The organism is Neptunicella marina (assembly GCF_014270035.1).
GTDB classification, from domain to species: domain Bacteria; phylum Pseudomonadota; class Gammaproteobacteria; order Enterobacterales; family Alteromonadaceae; genus Neptunicella; species Neptunicella marina.
In genome coordinates, this window is sequence record NZ_JACNEP010000003.1 from 297,791 (window position 1) to 315,396 (window position 17,606).

A 17,606-nucleotide genomic window follows, 5' to 3' on the forward strand; every position below is an offset into this window, starting at 1 on the left:
ATGAATCAAATAGAAATAGCCCTTGGCGTTGGCATGTTTATCGCCATCGTTGTGGTACTGGTAATGGTAATCATGTTTGCCAAATCAAAACTGGTACCAGAAGGCGAAGTGACTATCAGCATCAACGGTGATCCGGAAAAAGCCATTACTGCGCAACCGGGTGACAAATTATTAGGCGCTTTAGCCAATGCTGGTATTTTTGTATCATCAGCTTGTGGTGGTGGTGGCTCATGTGGTCAGTGTCGTGTTGACATTAAATCGGGTGGGGGAGAAATCCTTCCAACTGAATTAGATCACATCAGTAAGCGTGAAGCTAAACATGGTTGCCGTTTATCCTGTCAGGTAGCTATTAAGCAGGATATGGAAATTGAGCTTGAAGAAGAAATCTTTGGTATCAAAAAGTGGGAATGTGAAGTTATCAGTAACGATAACAAAGCTACCTTTATCAAAGAATTGAAGCTGAAAATTCCTGAAGGTGAAGTGGTTCCGTTCCGTGCTGGTGGTTACATTCAGATTGAAGCGCCTGCGCACCATGTTAAATATAAAGATTTTGATGTACCGGAAGAGTATCGTAAAGACTGGAATCACTTTGGTTTCTTTGATATTGAATCAAAAGTTGATGACGAAACTATTCGTGCTTACTCAATGGCAAACTACCCGGAAGAGAAAGGTATTATTATGTTGAACGTGCGTATCGCTACGCCGCCACCTAATAATCTGTCTCTGCCTGCAGGTAAAATGTCATCTTATATCTGGAGCCTTAAGCCTGGCGATAAAGTGACAATTTCTGGTCCGTTTGGTGAATTCTTCGCTAAAGAAACCGATGCAGAAATGGTCTTTGTTGGTGGTGGTGCAGGTATGGCGCCAATGCGCTCTCACATTTTCGACCAATTACGTCGTCTTAAATCTAACCGCAAGATGAGTTTCTGGTACGGTGCCCGTTCTAAGCGTGAAATGTTCTATGTGGAAGATTTCGATGAACTGGCGTCTGAGAATGACAACTTCGAATGGCACGTTGCTCTTTCTGACCCTCAGCCAGAAGACAACTGGGAAGGTTACACTGGCTTTATTCACAATGTATTGCTGGAAAATTATCTGAAAGATCATCCGGCACCAGAAGATTGTGAATTCTATATGTGTGGTCCACCTATGATGAATGCCGCCGTTATTAACATGCTTAAAGATTTAGGTGTGGAAGACGAAAATATCCTGTTGGATGATTTTGGTGGTTAATTCCAGATAATGTATTTTAAAAGGGCAGATTACTGCCCTTTTTTATGTCTCTTTGATAGGTAAAAGAATGAAATTCAAACTGGGTTTTACAGGTCTGATTTTAAGCCTGTTATTGCTAAGTGCATGTCAGCCAGCCACTGAAGGTGTGGTTGCCATTGAAGGTAAAACCATGGGTACCACTTATCATATTAAGTGGGTTCCAACGGATAACAGCCCGTCAGTGACTGCAATGCAAACAGAAATCGATCAGGCGTTGGTGAAAGTGAACAAAGAAATGTCCACTTATGATCCAAACTCTGAGCTTTCTGTGTTTAATCAAAGCCCTGCGGGCGAAGCGATGACAGTGTCAGATGGCACCGCAACTGTGATTAAAGAAGCTAAGCGCTTAGGTGAACTTACTGGCGGTGTTCTTGATGTTACGGTAGGCCCTCTGGTGAATTTGTGGGGGTTCGGACCTCAGGCCAGACCAGAAACGATTCCTGCGCCTGATGTGATTGCTGAAGCCAAAAGTCGTACAGGTTTAAAATATCTGCGTATCGATGGTAATCAGCTGAGTAAAAGCCACGAGGACTTGTATGTGGATTTATCGACCATTGCCAAAGGTTATGGCGTCGATGTGGTTGCTGATATTTTGCATGCCCATGGCGTAGAGAGTTATCTGGTGGAAATTGGCGGTGAAATGCGTCTTGCTGGTACTAAACCCGGTGCGGTGGAATGGAGAGTTGCGGTAGAAAAACCAGTAAGCTCTGAGCGCTCTGTGGCGCAGATTATTGGTGTTGGTAACAATGCGGTTGCGACTTCGGGTGATTATCGCAACTATTTTGAGCAGGATGGTATTAGATATTCACACATTATCGACCCGACAACCGGTTACCCTATTCAGCATAATTTGGTGTCGGTTACCGTTGTGCATCCTTCATGTATGACCGCAGATGGTCTGGCTACCGCGATTGATGTGATGGGGTATGAAAAGGGTCTGGCTTTTGCAGAAAAAAATAATCTGGCTGTCCTGCTGATTACCCGAGAAAATGACGGCTTTAAGTCGTATACTAGCAAGCAGTTTGAGCCTTATTTACGTTAGTTTTTTGCATTTGGAGCAGTTGTGAATACGTTTATTTTAGCTTTTGTTTTTTTTGTAGTGGTCGTTGCAGCAATGGCGATTGGATATATCCTGCAAAAAAAATCGATTTCTGGTAGTTGTGGTGGTTTGGGCGCCTTGGGTATTGAAAAAGCCTGTGACTGTCCTGAGCCCTGTGACCGCAAAAAAGCCAGACTGGAAAAAGAAGCTGCTCGTGCTGAAAAACTTAAGCAATGGAAGCAGGACCAAATTCTGTAGCAGAGTGTTTGCTTTATTTCGCTAATAACTAGCGTTCAGAAGAAGAAAAGCCGGAGTCATTTTATGTTACTCCGGCTTTTTATTATTTGCTGCGAGCGGCGATACTTTTTCGAATCAGCGGCCCTATCGTCAAGCCCTGTACAATAATTGAAAAAATCACTACTACATAAGTCATGATAATCATCAGGTTATGTACATCCGTGCCGTTGGGTAATAAGGTGCCTGATGGTATGGATGCGGCCATGGCTAACGCCAGTCCGCCGCGTAACCCTCCCCAGGTTAAAATACGTACTGAATTTAAGTCATACTCTCTGAAGCGGCGAAACACCAGATATGGGCTTGCGACACTGACAAAACGTGCAAAGAGCACAATGGGTACCATTAATAAGCCGAGACCAATTTCGCCCAGCGTTAATGGCATAGTGACCAGCAATAAACCAATCAATAGAAACAGCAGCGCATTCAAAAAATAATCGGTGGCGTGCCAAAAACTTTTGACATATTTGGTTGCAGAAATACCGGTGCGTTTCGATGCTTTAGAGCGAGTTATATTGCCCATTAAAATGCCACAGGTCACCATGGCTAACGCACCTGATATCTCAAGCAGGTTGGCGGTGGCAAAACCTGCGGATGGCACCATCAGCGTTACCAGTAAACGGATATTGGCATCTTTACTGTTAATCACCAGAAAATGTCCAATCACCGTCAGCAGCAAACCAAATGCAACACCACCAAGGGCGTCTTTTAAGAATAGTTCCCCCACACTGGCAAAACTTGGTTCGACACCTGAAAATGCCACGGCAAAAATAGTGGTAAATATGACCAGCCCTACGCCGTCATTAAATAAAGATTCACCTTCAACCTGAATCGCAATGTTTGGTGGTGCTTTCATTTGTTTGATAATGGCCAGTACTGCGATGGGGTCTGTAGGGCTAATGAGTGCGCCAAATAGCAGACAATAGATAAAAGGCACTTGCCAGCCGACTAATGCCATAAGCCACTGGCTAATAAAACCAATCATGAAAGTCGACAGCAAGGTCGAGAATAATACCAGTGTAGTAATTTCCCAGCGTTGATTACGTAATGCGCGTAAATCGATTTCCAATGCGCCGGCAAACAACAAAAAGCCCAGCATGCCTTTAAGCAGCAACTGATTAAAATCCAGTTCAGTTACCACCTCAGTGATAGCTAAAGCTGTTTTATCTCCCAGTAAAGATACCGCGAGAATTAATAACAGAGATATCACCACTGAACCTGTGGTGATGGCGATGGTGGTTTGAAGTTTAAGGACATATTGATTGGCAAAAGCAATCAGGATGGCTAAGGCAGACAAAAAGCACAGCAAGTACCAGGCACTCATTACGAATTCCTAAAGTTAACAGTAAAAAGGTAGCGCCAGCATTTATTATGATTGAGGGTACAAATGATTATTGCTAAGGGCAGCGTATTGTAACGTTGGGCGACAGTTTAGTCAGTGAATTACTGGGTTGATAGTATAAATTTTACGAATATTTTATGACTTCAGCCTGTTTAAATTATAACTAAGTGAGTTGCCATCCATATGTTGCTCATGTACATTATCATCAAATGACAGCGTTGTCATTTTGTGGGGTGGCTGGACTGTTATTTTACTTATCAGTGTTAAGCAGTAGTGGAAAACAGGTAGCCGCTAAATATAAAAAGCATGTACAACATGTATCTACCGGAGAGTAAAATGCAACAAACAATAAGAAAACAACGGGTTGCAGCAATTGATGTACTCAGGGGATTAACCATTGCGCTAATGATTCTGGTCAATACCCCAGGTTCCTGGAGTTATGTCTATCCCCCGTTTTTGCACGCTGACTGGAGCGGTGCAACTCCTACCGATATGGTTTTTCCTTTTTTCTTGTTTATTGTCGGCGCAGCAATGTTTTATTCATTGTCTTCCGCACGGGAGAGCGGCCTTATCCCCTGGGCAAAAATTTGTAAACGTGCCGTGCTGTTATTTTTAATTGGTTTGTTTTTAAATATTTTGCCGTTTGATACCGCACCTGAAAATGTGCGTATTCTTGGCGTCCTGCAGCGTATCGCCATTTGTTATTTTATCGGTGCTATTCTGATCCTTACGCTAAATACCAGACAACTTGTTATTGCCAGCGTTGGGATCTTACTTGGCTACTGGTTGGTGATGACTTTGGGGAGTGATAATCCTTATGCACTGGAAAGTAATCTGGTAAGACAAATTGATTTAGCGATTTTAGGTGCATCACATTTGTGGAAAGGCAAAGGACTGGCATTTGATCCGGAAGGATTATTAAGCAGCTTGCCAGCAACGGTAACATTGTTAAGTGGATATCTGAGTACCTGGTGGTTGGCGCAAACTCCGGAGCCCATGCAACAAATCAAAAAACTGTTAACTGCGGCAGTCCCATTAATTGTACTGGCTTTAATCTGGCACCAGTGGCATCCGATTAATAAAAGCTTATGGACCGGGTCATTTGTTATGTTAACCGCAGGTGTGGCGATGTGTGTGCTGGCTGTGATCATTTGGGCATGGGAATTAATGGGAGTGCGAAGAGGGCTGGAATTTTTCCGTATTTATGGCAGTAATCCTTTGGTGGTCTATGTGTGTTCAGGTTTGATCGCGATTACATTGGGGGAAGTGTTAACTGCTGAATACCAGGGCAAAACAACCAGTATGTACCATTATTGTTTCCAGTTACTCAACCAGTTTATGGCACCCAAAAATGCTTCGTTGTTATTTGCGTTAATCGTGGTAAGTGTTTTGTATCTACTGGCCAGATTTCTTGATCACAAGAAGTGGTTTGTGAAACTGTAAATAACTTTTTATCCAATTCATATTCGGCCGACTTTGCATTTTTGCAAGTCGGCTTTTTTGTTTCTGATATTTGAAAAATGCTGACTTTTTTATCACATTTTAATGGGGCAATAGTTCAGTCTTTACACAGCTTGCCGACATAGTCATCATGGGCAAGGGGAAAAAATAACAAAAATAACAATAGGATACTCAAATGACGTGGTTAAAAAAATCAATTAGCAGTCGCTTAATTGCCGGTGTTGTTGCCAGTCTGGCAGTTTTATTTATTCTCTATGGCGTATGGCAGATTAGTCAGGTTAAACGCGTCACAACTCAGAATGTGCAGGCTGATATTCAGCAACTTGTGAAGTTTAGTGCTAGCGAAATCAAAGGTTTTTTTGAAGCCAAGGGACAAATTATTCACAGTGTGTTTGCCAGCCCGCAAGTACTTGACTGGTTTGATCAATACAATGAGCGTGGTAGTTTCATCGCGAATGATTCAGGATATCAGTCCATCCAGCAGTATTTTAAATTTTTCTCTGAGCAGGATAACGCAATAAAAAGTGTCTTTTTTGGTTCGGCTAATACCTTTGAATATTTTGACTTAAATGGACGTTATGATGGTGATCCTAATTATTACACCAACAAACGTCCCTGGTGGAGTGAAACCCAGCAGAAAAAGAGTCTGTATGTATCAGATCCGGCAGTAGATGCCAACGACGGCTCCATTTCAGCCACCATTAAAACAGTGGTAAAGCATAATGGCCGGTTTATTGGTATTGGTGGTATGGATATTTTGATCAGTACCATAGGACAAAAGTTGCTGGGAAAAATTAAATATCAACAGCTAGGCAATGCCTTTTTAGTCACTGAAAAAGGTGTACTGGTTTATTTTCCCGGCTTTAGTGATGCCTTCCCTCCCGGAAGTGATATGTCGATGGTGGATAAAAAATTTAGTGATACTGAAGGCTTTTCTGCCCTTAAGTCACTGACCTCAAACCAGGCACATGGCATAGCGACGGTAAGTTGGAAAGGGGAAAATTACCGGGTGATATTTGATGAGGTGACCAGTGATTATCCCAGCATGAACTGGAAGCTGGGTTTTATGGTGCCAGACTCTGTGATCTCCGAGCCGATTAATAACGCTGTATTATCATCGGGCGTTATTCTAATCGTTATGCTGGCTATTATTGCCGTCATTGTCAGTGTCATTGTAAAGCCGGTGTTGCAACCGCTAAAAAACATGTTATCGGCCATGCGGGATATTTCTCATGGCGAAGGCGATCTGACCAAACGTATTCATGTTAACCGTGAAGATGAAACTGGGCAGCTTGCTGCTGAATTTAATACTTTTATGGATAAAATTCAGGGCCTGGTAAGTCAGGCTAAAGATATTGTCACTGAAGTACTTGATGTGACTGAAACTGTGTCGCGAATTACCGAGCATAATGTGTCGCTTGCCAATAATGAAAAGTCGGAAATTGAAACAGTGGCAAAAGCGAGTCAGGAAATGGCCGAAACCAGTCGTAATGTGTCCAGCAGCGCTGAAGGAGCGATGAATGTTTCGGACAAAGTTAAGCAACAAATGGATAAAGGCAATAATGTTGTTGCATCGGCAGTGGACAATATTCACCAGTTATCTGAGCAAATTGAACAATCTGTCAGTGTTGTCACCGCACTGGAAAATGAAACTGACAAAATTGGTGAAGTGTTAGAAGTGATCAGTGCCATTACTGAACAAACCAATTTACTGGCGCTCAATGCGGCAATTGAGGCTGCGCGAGCAGGTGAGCAAGGGAGAGGGTTTGCGGTTGTAGCCGATGAAGTACGTACACTGGCACAACGCACTCAGGAATCGACCAGTCATATTCAGGACATAATTCGCACGCTACAACAAACTGCCAGCGATGCCAGTAAAGCAATGCATGCCAGTAATACACAAGTAGAAAGTGGTGTGAAACAAGTTTCGGAAATTCAATTAGTGTTAAAAGATGCTATGAAGGCGATCGATGATATTCAGCAACAAATGCACAGTATCGGTGCGGCCAACACACAGCAGGCAACCATTGCAGAAAATGTCGCGCGTAATGTGGCTCATGTGAAAGAACTGGCGGATGAGTCGGTTAATGAAAGTCAGGACGTGGAATCGAGTATCCATCAATTACGTAAGTTATCGTCAGGGCTGGATAAGGTTGTGAAACAGTTCCGCGTTTAGGAAAGTGCTAACTTTCCTTATAATTGTTAAATTATTGTTTATTTTAATTTGTTCTAAACCGCTAAATGTGTCCGATAGTCTGTTGGGTACATTCCTTTCTATACAGGCACTAGTAATGTTTTTAAAGCGTTTCACCGTTGCATTAGATTATAAAACCCCCAATATGCCGCCAAATAAAAACTATTGATTAATTTTTACACTTAAAATACGCTCTGAATGTTAACAAAATGTAAGCGCTTCCATTTATTAAAATGAAAGCGCTTACATAATAATTAAAAACATAAAAATACGTTAGGTAGGAGAGCAATATGAAAATGAAATTTTTAATAGGAGCGGCAATTTTGCTGGCTAGTAGTCAAAGTATGGCCGGTGCAATTATCAATGGCGATATCGCCAATTCATGCAGTTTAAATGGCTGGGAAACGGATACCGATGGATTAGGTCCAGGTGGAAGTAATGACTTCACTATCGTTGGTAGTGCGCCTGATTGCAGTATTGCAATCAATGTGGATTACTGGGGGGCAAATTTCACGGATGTTTTCTTTGCTAATACGCTTTACCAGAACCTGGCTCTATCCGCGGCTGCAGACAGCACTTTTTTATTAAGTTTTGATTTTTCCGTTGACAGTGAATTAACCAGCGCTGATGCGGGGTTTATAGCTGATTATTTTGCTATTGGTTTTGGTGATGGAACCGGTAGTTTATTTGACCAATACCGCAAGCCTGGCTATCTGGTTGCGCCAACCGATATTGATGGGATTAATCAATATAGTTTTTCATTTGAGTTGGATAATTCCTGGGTAAATCAGGCTGGCTGGGCGTTGGAGTTTCAGGTACTACCAGGATTTGATAACAATACTTTAATGGGAGATTTTGCTGGCTCATCGCTTTATCTGCAAAACGTTAGTTTGAATGAGGTTCCTAATGCAACGGTAGACGAAGCCCCAGTTTTGGCATTTTTTGCTTTGGGTCTGGGCTTAATGGCGTGGCGTCGAAACAATAGTCAACAAATCTCAAGGAATGAGCCATGAATAATAAAGTATTGTTAAAAAGTGCTATTGCTCTTGGCTGTGGTATTGCATCGTCATTCGTCAGTGCAGATTGGATGACGGTAGAGCAGAGTATTCAAATAGATACTGCCAGACCAACCGTGGATCGTGTTAATCGTCAGTATTCAGTGCTGGTTACGGTTAGCAACCCAACAGATTCAGAGATCACAGGTCCATTTAGACTGGTATTAAAAAATCCTACTCTGGCGGTGCAAAATGCGGATGGTATAACGAGTGAAGGCGACAGTTATATCGATATTAGTATTGAGTCGATAGCGTCAGGCGGTACTACATCAGTTGCTGTTAAATTCCCGCTGACCCGGGCACGCATTCAGTTCACCGCAGAATTGCAGCAAGATGTGCCTGCATCGGGCTGGACTATGGTGTGGAACGATGAATTCGATGGCACTGAAGTTGATACTGATAAATGGGGCTACGAAGTGAACTGCTGGGGTGGTGGTAACGGTGAGCAACAATGTTATACCGACCGTCCGGTCAACTCATGGGTAGATAATGGATTGCTCACCATCAAAGCACAACGTGAAACCTTTACTGGTCCTGCTGAAGTAGAAGGGGACATGAGCAATACCGCGACGTTGCCATATACTTCTGCACGCTTGCGTACTAAATATAAAGGTGACTGGACATACGGACGTTTTGAAATCCGTGCAAAATTGCCTTATGGGCAGGGAACCTGGCCGGCAATCTGGATGTTACCCACCGATTACGTCTATGGTGGTTGGGCGTCATCTGGCGAAATTGACATCATGGAAGCGGTTAACTTAAAAGCAAATTCTGATGAAGCTGGTGTACCAGAAAATACGCCAGAAGCGCGCACGCACGGAACGTTACATTACGGAAATGTATGGCCGGGTAATGTGTCGTCAGGTGCACCATATAAACTTCCAAATGGTGCCAATCCCGCCGATAATTTCCATGAATATGCACTGGAGTGGGAAAAAGGTGAAATCCGCTGGTACGTTGATGGTGTGCACTTTGCGACACATCGTGCATCGGGTTGGTATAACCAGTATAAAAATGAGGAAGGGCTAACGGTTAATGGTGAAGAAGATGCGCCATTCAATGAACGCTTCCACATGTTGCTCAATCTGGCTGTTGGTGGTGCCTGGGCTGGCAATGTCAATGAAACCGGTATCGATGAATCCGTGTTCCCACAGACAATGCAAGTTGACTACGTTCGTGTGTATGAATGTTCGGTTAATCCAACTGATGGAACCGGTTGTGCAACCATTGGTGATAATCCCGAAATAATTGAAGGGAATCAGCCGCCCGAGATTGTGAACCCGGAAACGGGGTTTGGTCAGGAATCCGTGTTTAACCTGTATATTGATGAACTGGCGGATGGTTTAACTTTCGAAAGCTACAATCCTGACGGTTCAATAACCATTGATCAGCAAGCTGAAACTGACCATGGCACAGTCGTCAATATTGATAAGGCTGGACCAATTGGTAATGTATTTTTTGCCTACGCTCCAACCGCCGATTTAGCGCGCTGGGAAGAGTTTGGCGTGCTAACTTTCGATTTAAAAGTTAACTCGGTTGAAACCGGCGCAGAGTTACTGGTTAAGCTCGATAGTGGCTGGCCAAACGTCAGTGATTACAGCGTTCCGTTACCTACTATAGGTGAATGGACAACCGTGCGTATCCCCATCAAGGATATTGTCGCCGCTGGTAATCGTTATTCACCAGGTAACTTCGTTAATATGGCGCAGGTTGCTAATCCGTTTGTGGTTGAACCAACAGCCGCAATGAATTTCAGTGTTGATAACGTGCGTTACGAGTTTGATTTATCTCATCAGGACGTTGCCACTATTTTTGATGAGCAGGATCATGCTCCATTTGGTATTAACAAATATGTCGCTAACGGCAGTGTTGATATTGAACAGGTTGATGCCGGAGACGGTACCCATGGTCAGGTAAAACAAATTAACTTTAACACCAACGAATCTGTGGTGTATTTCCAAACCATGTTACAGCGTGATTTAACCCCGTTAAAACTTGATCTCAGTAGTTTTAGTTATGTTGAGTTTGATTTAAACGTTGTTGCCGACCCCCGGGAAGAGCGCACATTTATGGTCAAAATGGACTGTGGCAGCCCTTGTGGTTCGGGTGATTTCCCTATTGCAGCGCCAGATATTGGTGTTTGGACACATTATAAAATTCCGGTTGTGGATTTGAATAATAATCCAGGTTCGAGCTTGAATGTATTTCAGGTTGATACGCCGTTGGTTGTATTCCCTGCATGGGGTAATCAGCAAGGTGTCGTTATGCAGGTGGATAACGTTCAACTGACTAAAGGTGGGGACGTGGTTCAGCCGCCACCGGTTCCGACCGATGAACTGGTATTGTTTGATGATTCTCTTGCGCAAGGTTGGAGCCTGTGGGACTGCTGTGCCAATGCGAGTGTGTCGCAAATAACTGATCCTGATGGCGATCACGGCGAAGCAATAAAAGTCGATTTCTTTGGCCCCTCAGGCACGGTTTCTGGGTTATTTGCCAGTTCAGTGGTGGACTTAACTCAGCTTACCAACGGCACATTAGAGTTTGATTTAAAACTGGTACAACAACCAAACGATACAAGTGCGCCAATGCTTATAAAAATTGAAGCCTTGGGTGGTGCCTTTGCTCAGTTTGAATTAAATCAAAGTTTGCAGGGTGTTGATGCGCAGGTAGGTCAATGGCAACACTTTACCTATCGTTTGTCTGATTTAGCCGCAGCCGGCCTTGATTTATCACAAGTTAAAATTGTGATGGTTTTCCCGGCCTGGGGTCAGGCTCAGGGGGCGGTTTATCATCTCGATAACGTGGTATTTCGCTCAAATGATGGTAGCACCTTAGACACTGATGGCGATGGCGTTGTTGATAATGATGATCTTTGCCAGGCCACCCCGGCTGGGGCGACAGTGGACATCGATGGATGTGAAATCTCGATTCCTGATGCAGACGGTGACGGCGTGGCCGATCCTGTGGATGAATGTCCGGCAACGCCAGTTGGTGCTGTAGTGGATGCAAGCGGCTGTTCCGCGCCTGCAGATTCAGATGGTGATGGTGTTACTGATGAGTTTGATCAATGCCCCAATACCCCAGTTGCTGCCAGTGTTGGCGAAAATGGTTGTGAAATTGCCATAGCCGATGCTGACAATGACGGGGTAGAAGACGGTGTTGATCAGTGCCCAAATACTCCTGCTGGAACAGCCGTTGATTCAACAGGTTGTGACATCCCAACCGACACCATCACTGGATTCGTTCAAACCTCAGACCATAGTTTGTATTTCTATGCAAATAACAATGATTGGGCAAATGTCCATTATGAAGTTAATGATGGTGGTCCTCTTAATGTTGGTATGAACAGAACTGACGGTCAGAATATCTGGGAAGTAAATGGACTCAATCCGGGCGATGTTATTACCTTCTCATTTACTTACTGGACTAATGACGGAAATGGTGGTGGTGGAGCGACTGATACGCCTAATCAAACTTATACGATGATTAGCTTGCCACTATAAAATAGTGTTTATTTCTCCCTGTAAAAGCCTGTGTGATGCAGGCTTTTTATTTTCTGTAAGATCAAGCGCTTGACTTTAGCTACTCTTATTGCAAAATAACTGTAACTATATACAGTGTTTTGTGTGATGCGAAAAATAATACACATTGATATGGATTGTTACTACGCAGCAGTTGAGATGCGTGATAATCCAGCCTACCGTGACGTACCTTTAGCTATTGGTGGCGCATCTGATCGTCGTGGTGTTATTTCCACCTGTAACTATATTGCACGCAAATATGGTGTGCGTTCGGCTATGGCCACCGCACAAGCATTTAAACTATGTCCCGACTTAGTCTTGATCCCCGGACGGATGGAACTTTATGTGCAAATATCGCGGCAAATTCGCGAGATCTTTTTACGCTATACCGAGATTATCGAACCCTTGTCACTGGATGAAGCCTATCTGGATGTCAGTGATTGTGAATTGTTTAACGGCAGCGCGACCTTAATTGCCGACGATATTCGTCAGGCCATTTATTATGAAACGGGTTTAACCGCTTCTGCAGGTGTGGCGCCATGTAAGTTTGTCGCCAAAATTGCCTCGGATGAAAATAAACCCAATGGCATGTGTGTTATTACGCCAGATAAGTTAGATCACTTTGTTGAAAAACTGCCACTGGGCAAAATTCCGGGTGTCGGAAAAGTCACCCTGGAAAAGCTTAATCGTATGGGATTGTACACCTGTGCCGATGTGCGTCGGTATCCCTTTGATAAATTGCTTAAATCCTTCGGTAAATTTGGGCCGGTGCTGTGGCAGCGTAGTAATGGGATAGATGACAGGAAAGTCAGCAATAATCGCAAACGCAAGTCTGTCGGGGTAGAAACCACCTTAGCGGCCGATATTCACGATTTTGAAGCCTGTTGGCAATGGGTGGAGCAGTTATATCCCAAACTGGAAAAACGTTTAAAGGCTGTAAGTAATAATCTGGCGATTCATACTCAGGGCGTTAAACTCAAATTTGATGATTTTCAGTTGACCACGGTTGAAACCCGCTACCATAAGCTGGATAAAAACTATTTCATCAGTTTGTTAAGTGATGCGTTGCAACGCCAGCAAGGCAGAGGCATTCGTCTGGTTGGACTTCATGTGGGGTTGCCCACAGATACGGATATCCTGCAATTAGAATTACCCTTAGCGGGATAAACCCTGATGACAATTTGCTGGTCAGATTTGCGCCAAATGGCGGATTTCTGCCACAATCGAACTAACTAAATAATTTTTCAGGATTTTTTATGGCATTCCCAATTGCAGAATGGGTCAGTGATCTGGACGCCGCTTTAGGTAAAACCAGTGGCTATGATGGTGTGATTTTAATTGCGCCTGAGAGTGAAGATTATTTCCACCCACTATTAAATCAATGTATCGAACACTACAAACAATTTGATCAGCGACTCGGCCGCGAAGCGGTATTTATCCATAGCCCGGAGCTGGCAGGGCAGCGTTTAATTTATTCGCCAACCTGTGTGCTCGATCGTGATTTTGATGATGTACGCCGTTATTCCGATGCAGCCAAAATTGCCGCAAAAATGGCACAAAATGCCGGCATGGTGAAACCTTTGATGTTAATTCAAAAGCCGGATGGTGCGGTGTATGAAAATGCGCTGCAGGTCGCTTATTTCGGATTTTGTCAGATATTATGGCAGCCGCTCGAAGCACGTGAAGCGTTAGGGGAAAGTAAGGTTGAGCCGATGCAAAAAGTTGGTTTGTTTAGCCAGACGGAACCCGCTATCGACTGGCTGAATGCTACCGAGCAAGGCCGTCGTTTAGCCCGTGATTTATGTGGTACTGAACCTGAGCGTATGGCTCCGCCTAAATTTGCCGAATATTGCCAACAAGCCTTTGCCGGATTACCTGTTAAAGTGACAGTGCTGGGTGAAGATCCAAACGAGTTACAACAGGACTATCCGCTTTTATACGCGGTAGCGCGTGCCTCAGTCATGGTTAAACATCATCAGCCTCGCGTTGTGCGCCTTGAATATATTCCTGAAGGCGCAATTGAACACACTTTGCTGTTTGCCGGTAAAGGTGTGGTGTATGACACAGGCGGTGCAGATATCAAAACCGGTGGCCACATGGCGGGTATGAGCCGTGATAAAGGTGGTGCAGCGGCTGTCGCCGGCTTTTTAAAAACTGCAGCATTGCTTGCACCCAAAGGCATCAAAATTATTGCCGAGTTGGGCGTGGTGCGAAATAGTATTGGTGCCGATGCTTTTGTAGCCGATGAAATTATCCAAAGCCATGCTGGTGTGCGGGTGCGCATAGGCAACACCGATGCAGAAGGCCGTTTGGTGATGGCCGATTTGCTGTCCCATATAAAACAAAATGCAGTAGATGAAAACCAGCCGGAGTTATTTACTGTGGCTACTTTAACAGGCCACGCAGCTTTGGCGATGGGACCTTATACGGCGCTGGTTGATAATGGTGTGGCGCGTGCTCATGGTTGTTCAACACGATTGGCGGCAACAGGTGAAGTGTGGGGTGACCCTTGCGAAATTTCCCGTTCACGCCGTGAAGATTTCGATTTTATTCGTCCACGTTCTTTAGCCGATGATGTGTTATCCAGTAACAATGCGCCTTCGTCAGCTACGATGCGTGGACATCAATTCCCTATGGCATTTTTGACCGTTGCATCGGGTTTAGATGCTCACGGAATAAATAGTCCTCAACCACTTAGCTACACCCATATCGATATCGCTGGTAGCGGTGTGGAGGGGGGCGACTGGCAACACGATTCACCCACAGGTGCGCCCGTTGTGGCGTTATCAGCCAGATATTTGAAATAGTTAATTTAGATTTATGCGGTCCATTAATTTTTTATAGTGGACTGCGCTATTAAAGTGGGTGCTGAATTCAGCAAATTGATTTGATCGATAGTCTTCTTTTGGGACTCTAATAAAAGAAGACTAAGTGTTAGTTTTTTTGTAACCTTTTGATTAAATAAAGGAAAATTTTTGTACTTTCACTAATTGGAAGTATTAAGTATATATTTTATGAAAGGAAGCATGATTGATGTTGTCAAAAGTACTCACTATAAATGTAATTTTAATTTCTGTTGTTTCTTGTGGGGGAGGACATCGTAATGAAAACCCTCCCCCAACTCAGCTCCCTCCTCCGGCCCCACCGTCCATTGATTGGACTGAAGTCATCAATACTGATCCGACAACGTTAAGTGAAGTTGAACTGCAGGAAAATTATTGGGGATACGCACAACATCTTTACCAAGGCATAACAGAATCGGCGACAGTCGGGCCTGAGCCAATCCAACAAGTCACAAATAAACTGTTAGGAACAGGGAACCCATTAATCCCTTATTTTTTAAATGCACTTTTCAGCAGAGTTATTACATCCAATCAAAGTCAGTTGGTAACCGGTAATATTTCTGAGGCATGCTATGTATCTGGCAGCGTAGATCTTACCGGTGAATTGGACGAGAAAGGAATTGGCATTCTCGCTGTAAGTTATAATCAATGTAATGAGGGGAACGGCACAATTACAGGTACTGGCGCCATAAGCCTGCATGAATCGAGTAACTCAGACTTCACTAGTGTGTTTTTTTTTAACGAAGTCAGTTTGGAAGCTTTTAATGAGGAATGGATAATTACTGGCCATTATCTATACGGGTCAGAAATAGGCACTGAAGGCCCTTTTGGCATTTATTTTTCATCTAGTCACTTGTTATTCGAAGCGCAATCGACCGGTATTCAGTATTTAGAACAGTTAAATTGGCGTTCAGATGGCAACCGCGGTGACGAAGATGGTACTAGTTATTCAGGTGAAATAGTACTGGAATCACTTGGCTCGGTTCAATTTACAACGGAAAGCAAATTCTCCAGCGATAATAATCCATTATATGCCAAACTGGCATTTTCCATGGGAGATAACGCAATTGCATCCTTAGAATTTGCAGCGGCGCTAAAGTTACTGATTGATCAAAATGCCGATGGTGAACCGGAGTCTGGCAAGTATTTTATTTCACTGGATCATTTCCTCAATACAGATTTTACTCATACATCTCTGGAAGATGTCGAGGCCATGAATCAGCCACCAAGAGTGCTTAAACCCTATATTCAACCTGAATTTGCTTTTGAAGGGGACCAATTAGAAATACATGATATTCGTTACATTGATCCAGATACTCCCGAAAATGAACTAACAGTTTCTTACCAATGGACAAAATGGAATGAGATTATTCCTGATCAAACTGAAAGTATTTTGCCTGCGGGTATTGCGACTGCCGGAGATAGAATCAGAGCAACCGTAATAGTATCAGACGGCGAATTTAGTGTTTCGAGTCTACCTGCTGAAGTCTATATCAATGCCGAATAACATATGAAGGCAAGTATGCGCAAAAAAGGCGAACAGAGATGTTCGCCATACTGGTCAACACTATTGTCAGTTTCAATCTATATTTTTCCGTGGCACACCTGCTTTAAAAGCTGCAAATTTAACTAAGTTTGATGGAGTACTGCGCCAGATAAGGGAAATTGATGGCATATTAAATAGTGAAACCAGTATCTTGCTTTCGACCATTTAGATTGCCATTAATGCTCTGTCATGACTCAGTTAACGGTATAGAACTTTTTAATGGAACGGTTAGCTTTCGCTTATGTAAATGATCTTTAAAAGTTACGTTTTCAGACCTGTTAATTTTATCTAATTTGCAGGTTGAGCTTCAGTTTGCGTCAGTGTGCTTTGATAGCGTCCGGGCTTATGATTTACCGCAATAACCATATTCATCATTACCGCACCAACCACGGATAATAAGGTAATGATGGGCGAACTGATAATAAGCGACACAGTTAGAATGCCCATATCTACAGCCATCTGAAACTTCCCTGCACGCAGTCCAAATTTGTTTTGTAGATAAAATGCTAAAATGCCAATGCCACCTAAACTGGATTTGTGACGGAATAAAACCAGCAGACCGACACCTATCAGTAATCCTCCCGCTAGTGCGGCAAATAATGGATGAGAAATTTTTACTTCAACCCATTGTGGCATGTGTTCAACTAGTACCGATACCAAAGTCACCGAGATGAAGGTTTTAAGCGTGAATTGCCATCCTAGTTGTTTAACGGACAGGTAATAAAATGGCACATTGACTAAAAAGAACACCAGACCAAAATTGGCTGGAATAATATGGCTTAAAATGAGTGCGATTCCCGCTGTACCACCCGTTAAAAGGCCTTCGGCCTTAAATAACGACAAACCTAACGCTACCATCACTGCACTGCAGAGTATCGCAAATATATCTTCATAAAATTTGTGCTGTAGTTGCATATAGCCCTCAAAAATTGAGTCATAGGGTTGTTGAATAGCGCGTATTTTACTGTGTAATTTTTGTGGTGCTAGCCCCTTAAAAATGTGGCCACAATCTAACAATGAGTAAGCGAGTTAATTCGTT

General features: G+C 43.4%; 12 protein-coding genes and 1 pseudogene. 11 read left to right on the forward strand and 2 right to left on the reverse strand.

The features are described 5' to 3' along the window. From nqrF to nqrM, 3 genes are all read left to right on the forward strand, one after another. The gene (gene nqrF / locus H8B19_RS05950; RefSeq protein WP_186505880.1) at positions 1 to 1,233 is read left to right on the forward strand and encodes an NADH:ubiquinone reductase (Na(+)-transporting) subunit F; all 1,233 of its coding nucleotides are present in this window, start codon (positions 1 to 3) and stop codon (positions 1,231 to 1,233) included. 67 nt (positions 1,234 to 1,300) lie between these two features. Next, on the forward strand, positions 1,301 to 2,314 hold the full coding sequence (locus H8B19_RS05955) for an FAD:protein FMN transferase (protein ID WP_186505881.1): 1,014 nt from the start codon (positions 1,301 to 1,303) through the stop codon (positions 2,312 to 2,314). Positions 2,315 to 2,335: 21 nt separating this feature from the next. Then, positions 2,336 to 2,569, forward strand: coding sequence for a (Na+)-NQR maturation NqrM (gene nqrM, locus H8B19_RS05960; RefSeq protein WP_186505882.1), 234 nt, complete (start codon positions 2,336 to 2,338; stop codon positions 2,567 to 2,569). Between the two features lie 82 nt (positions 2,570 to 2,651). Here the strand turns inward: nqrM and H8B19_RS05965 are convergent, their stop codons facing one another. Further along, on the reverse strand, positions 2,652 to 3,929 hold the full coding sequence (locus H8B19_RS05965; protein WP_186505883.1) for a cation:proton antiporter: 1,278 nt from the start codon (positions 3,927 to 3,929) through the stop codon (positions 2,652 to 2,654). Positions 3,930 to 4,283: 354 nt separating this feature from the next. On the opposite strand from H8B19_RS05965, the gene H8B19_RS05970 reads away from it, so the two are divergent. The 8 genes and pseudogenes from H8B19_RS05970 to H8B19_RS19225 all read left to right on the forward strand — a co-directional run. Further along, a complete protein-coding gene (locus H8B19_RS05970) occupies positions 4,284 to 5,390 on the forward strand; it encodes an acyltransferase family protein (protein WP_194362638.1) in 1,107 nt (368 codons plus the stop codon). 193 nt (positions 5,391 to 5,583) lie between these two features. Further along, on the forward strand, positions 5,584 to 7,584 hold the full coding sequence (locus tag H8B19_RS05975) for a methyl-accepting chemotaxis protein (RefSeq protein WP_186505884.1): 2,001 nt from the start codon (positions 5,584 to 5,586) through the stop codon (positions 7,582 to 7,584). 308 nt (positions 7,585 to 7,892) lie between these two features. Continuing rightward, positions 7,893 to 8,615, forward strand: a complete 723-nt coding sequence (locus tag H8B19_RS05980; RefSeq protein ID WP_186505885.1) for a hypothetical protein — start codon at positions 7,893 to 7,895, stop codon at positions 8,613 to 8,615. Beyond that, positions 8,612 to 12,160, forward strand: coding sequence for a glycoside hydrolase family 16 protein (locus tag H8B19_RS18960; protein WP_186505886.1), 3,549 nt, complete (start codon positions 8,612 to 8,614; stop codon positions 12,158 to 12,160). The genes H8B19_RS05980 and H8B19_RS18960 overlap by 4 nt, the downstream gene beginning before the upstream one ends. A gap of 126 nt (positions 12,161 to 12,286) precedes the next feature. After that, entirely contained in the window at positions 12,287 to 13,345 is a 1,059-nt protein-coding gene (gene dinB, locus H8B19_RS05990; RefSeq protein WP_186505887.1) for a DNA polymerase IV, read from the forward strand. A gap of 89 nt (positions 13,346 to 13,434) precedes the next feature. Beyond that, positions 13,435 to 14,985, forward strand: coding sequence for a M17 family metallopeptidase (locus H8B19_RS05995; RefSeq protein ID WP_186505888.1), 1,551 nt, complete (start codon positions 13,435 to 13,437; stop codon positions 14,983 to 14,985). 223 nt (positions 14,986 to 15,208) lie between these two features. Next, a complete protein-coding gene (locus H8B19_RS06000; RefSeq protein ID WP_186505889.1) occupies positions 15,209 to 16,528 on the forward strand; it encodes a hypothetical protein in 1,320 nt (439 codons plus the stop codon). A gap of 103 nt (positions 16,529 to 16,631) precedes the next feature. Next, positions 16,632 to 16,736, forward strand: a pseudogene (locus H8B19_RS19225) (Lrp/AsnC family transcriptional regulator); the annotation flags it as partial. A 119-nt stretch (positions 16,737 to 16,855) separates the two neighbouring features. Here the strand turns inward: H8B19_RS19225 and H8B19_RS06005 are convergent. Continuing rightward, positions 16,856 to 17,482 carry a YitT family protein gene (locus H8B19_RS06005; protein ID WP_186505890.1) on the reverse strand — a complete coding sequence of 209 codons (627 nt, stop codon included), beginning with the start codon at positions 17,480 to 17,482 and terminating at the stop codon, positions 16,856 to 16,858. Between the last annotated feature and the right edge of the window lie 124 nt (positions 17,483 to 17,606).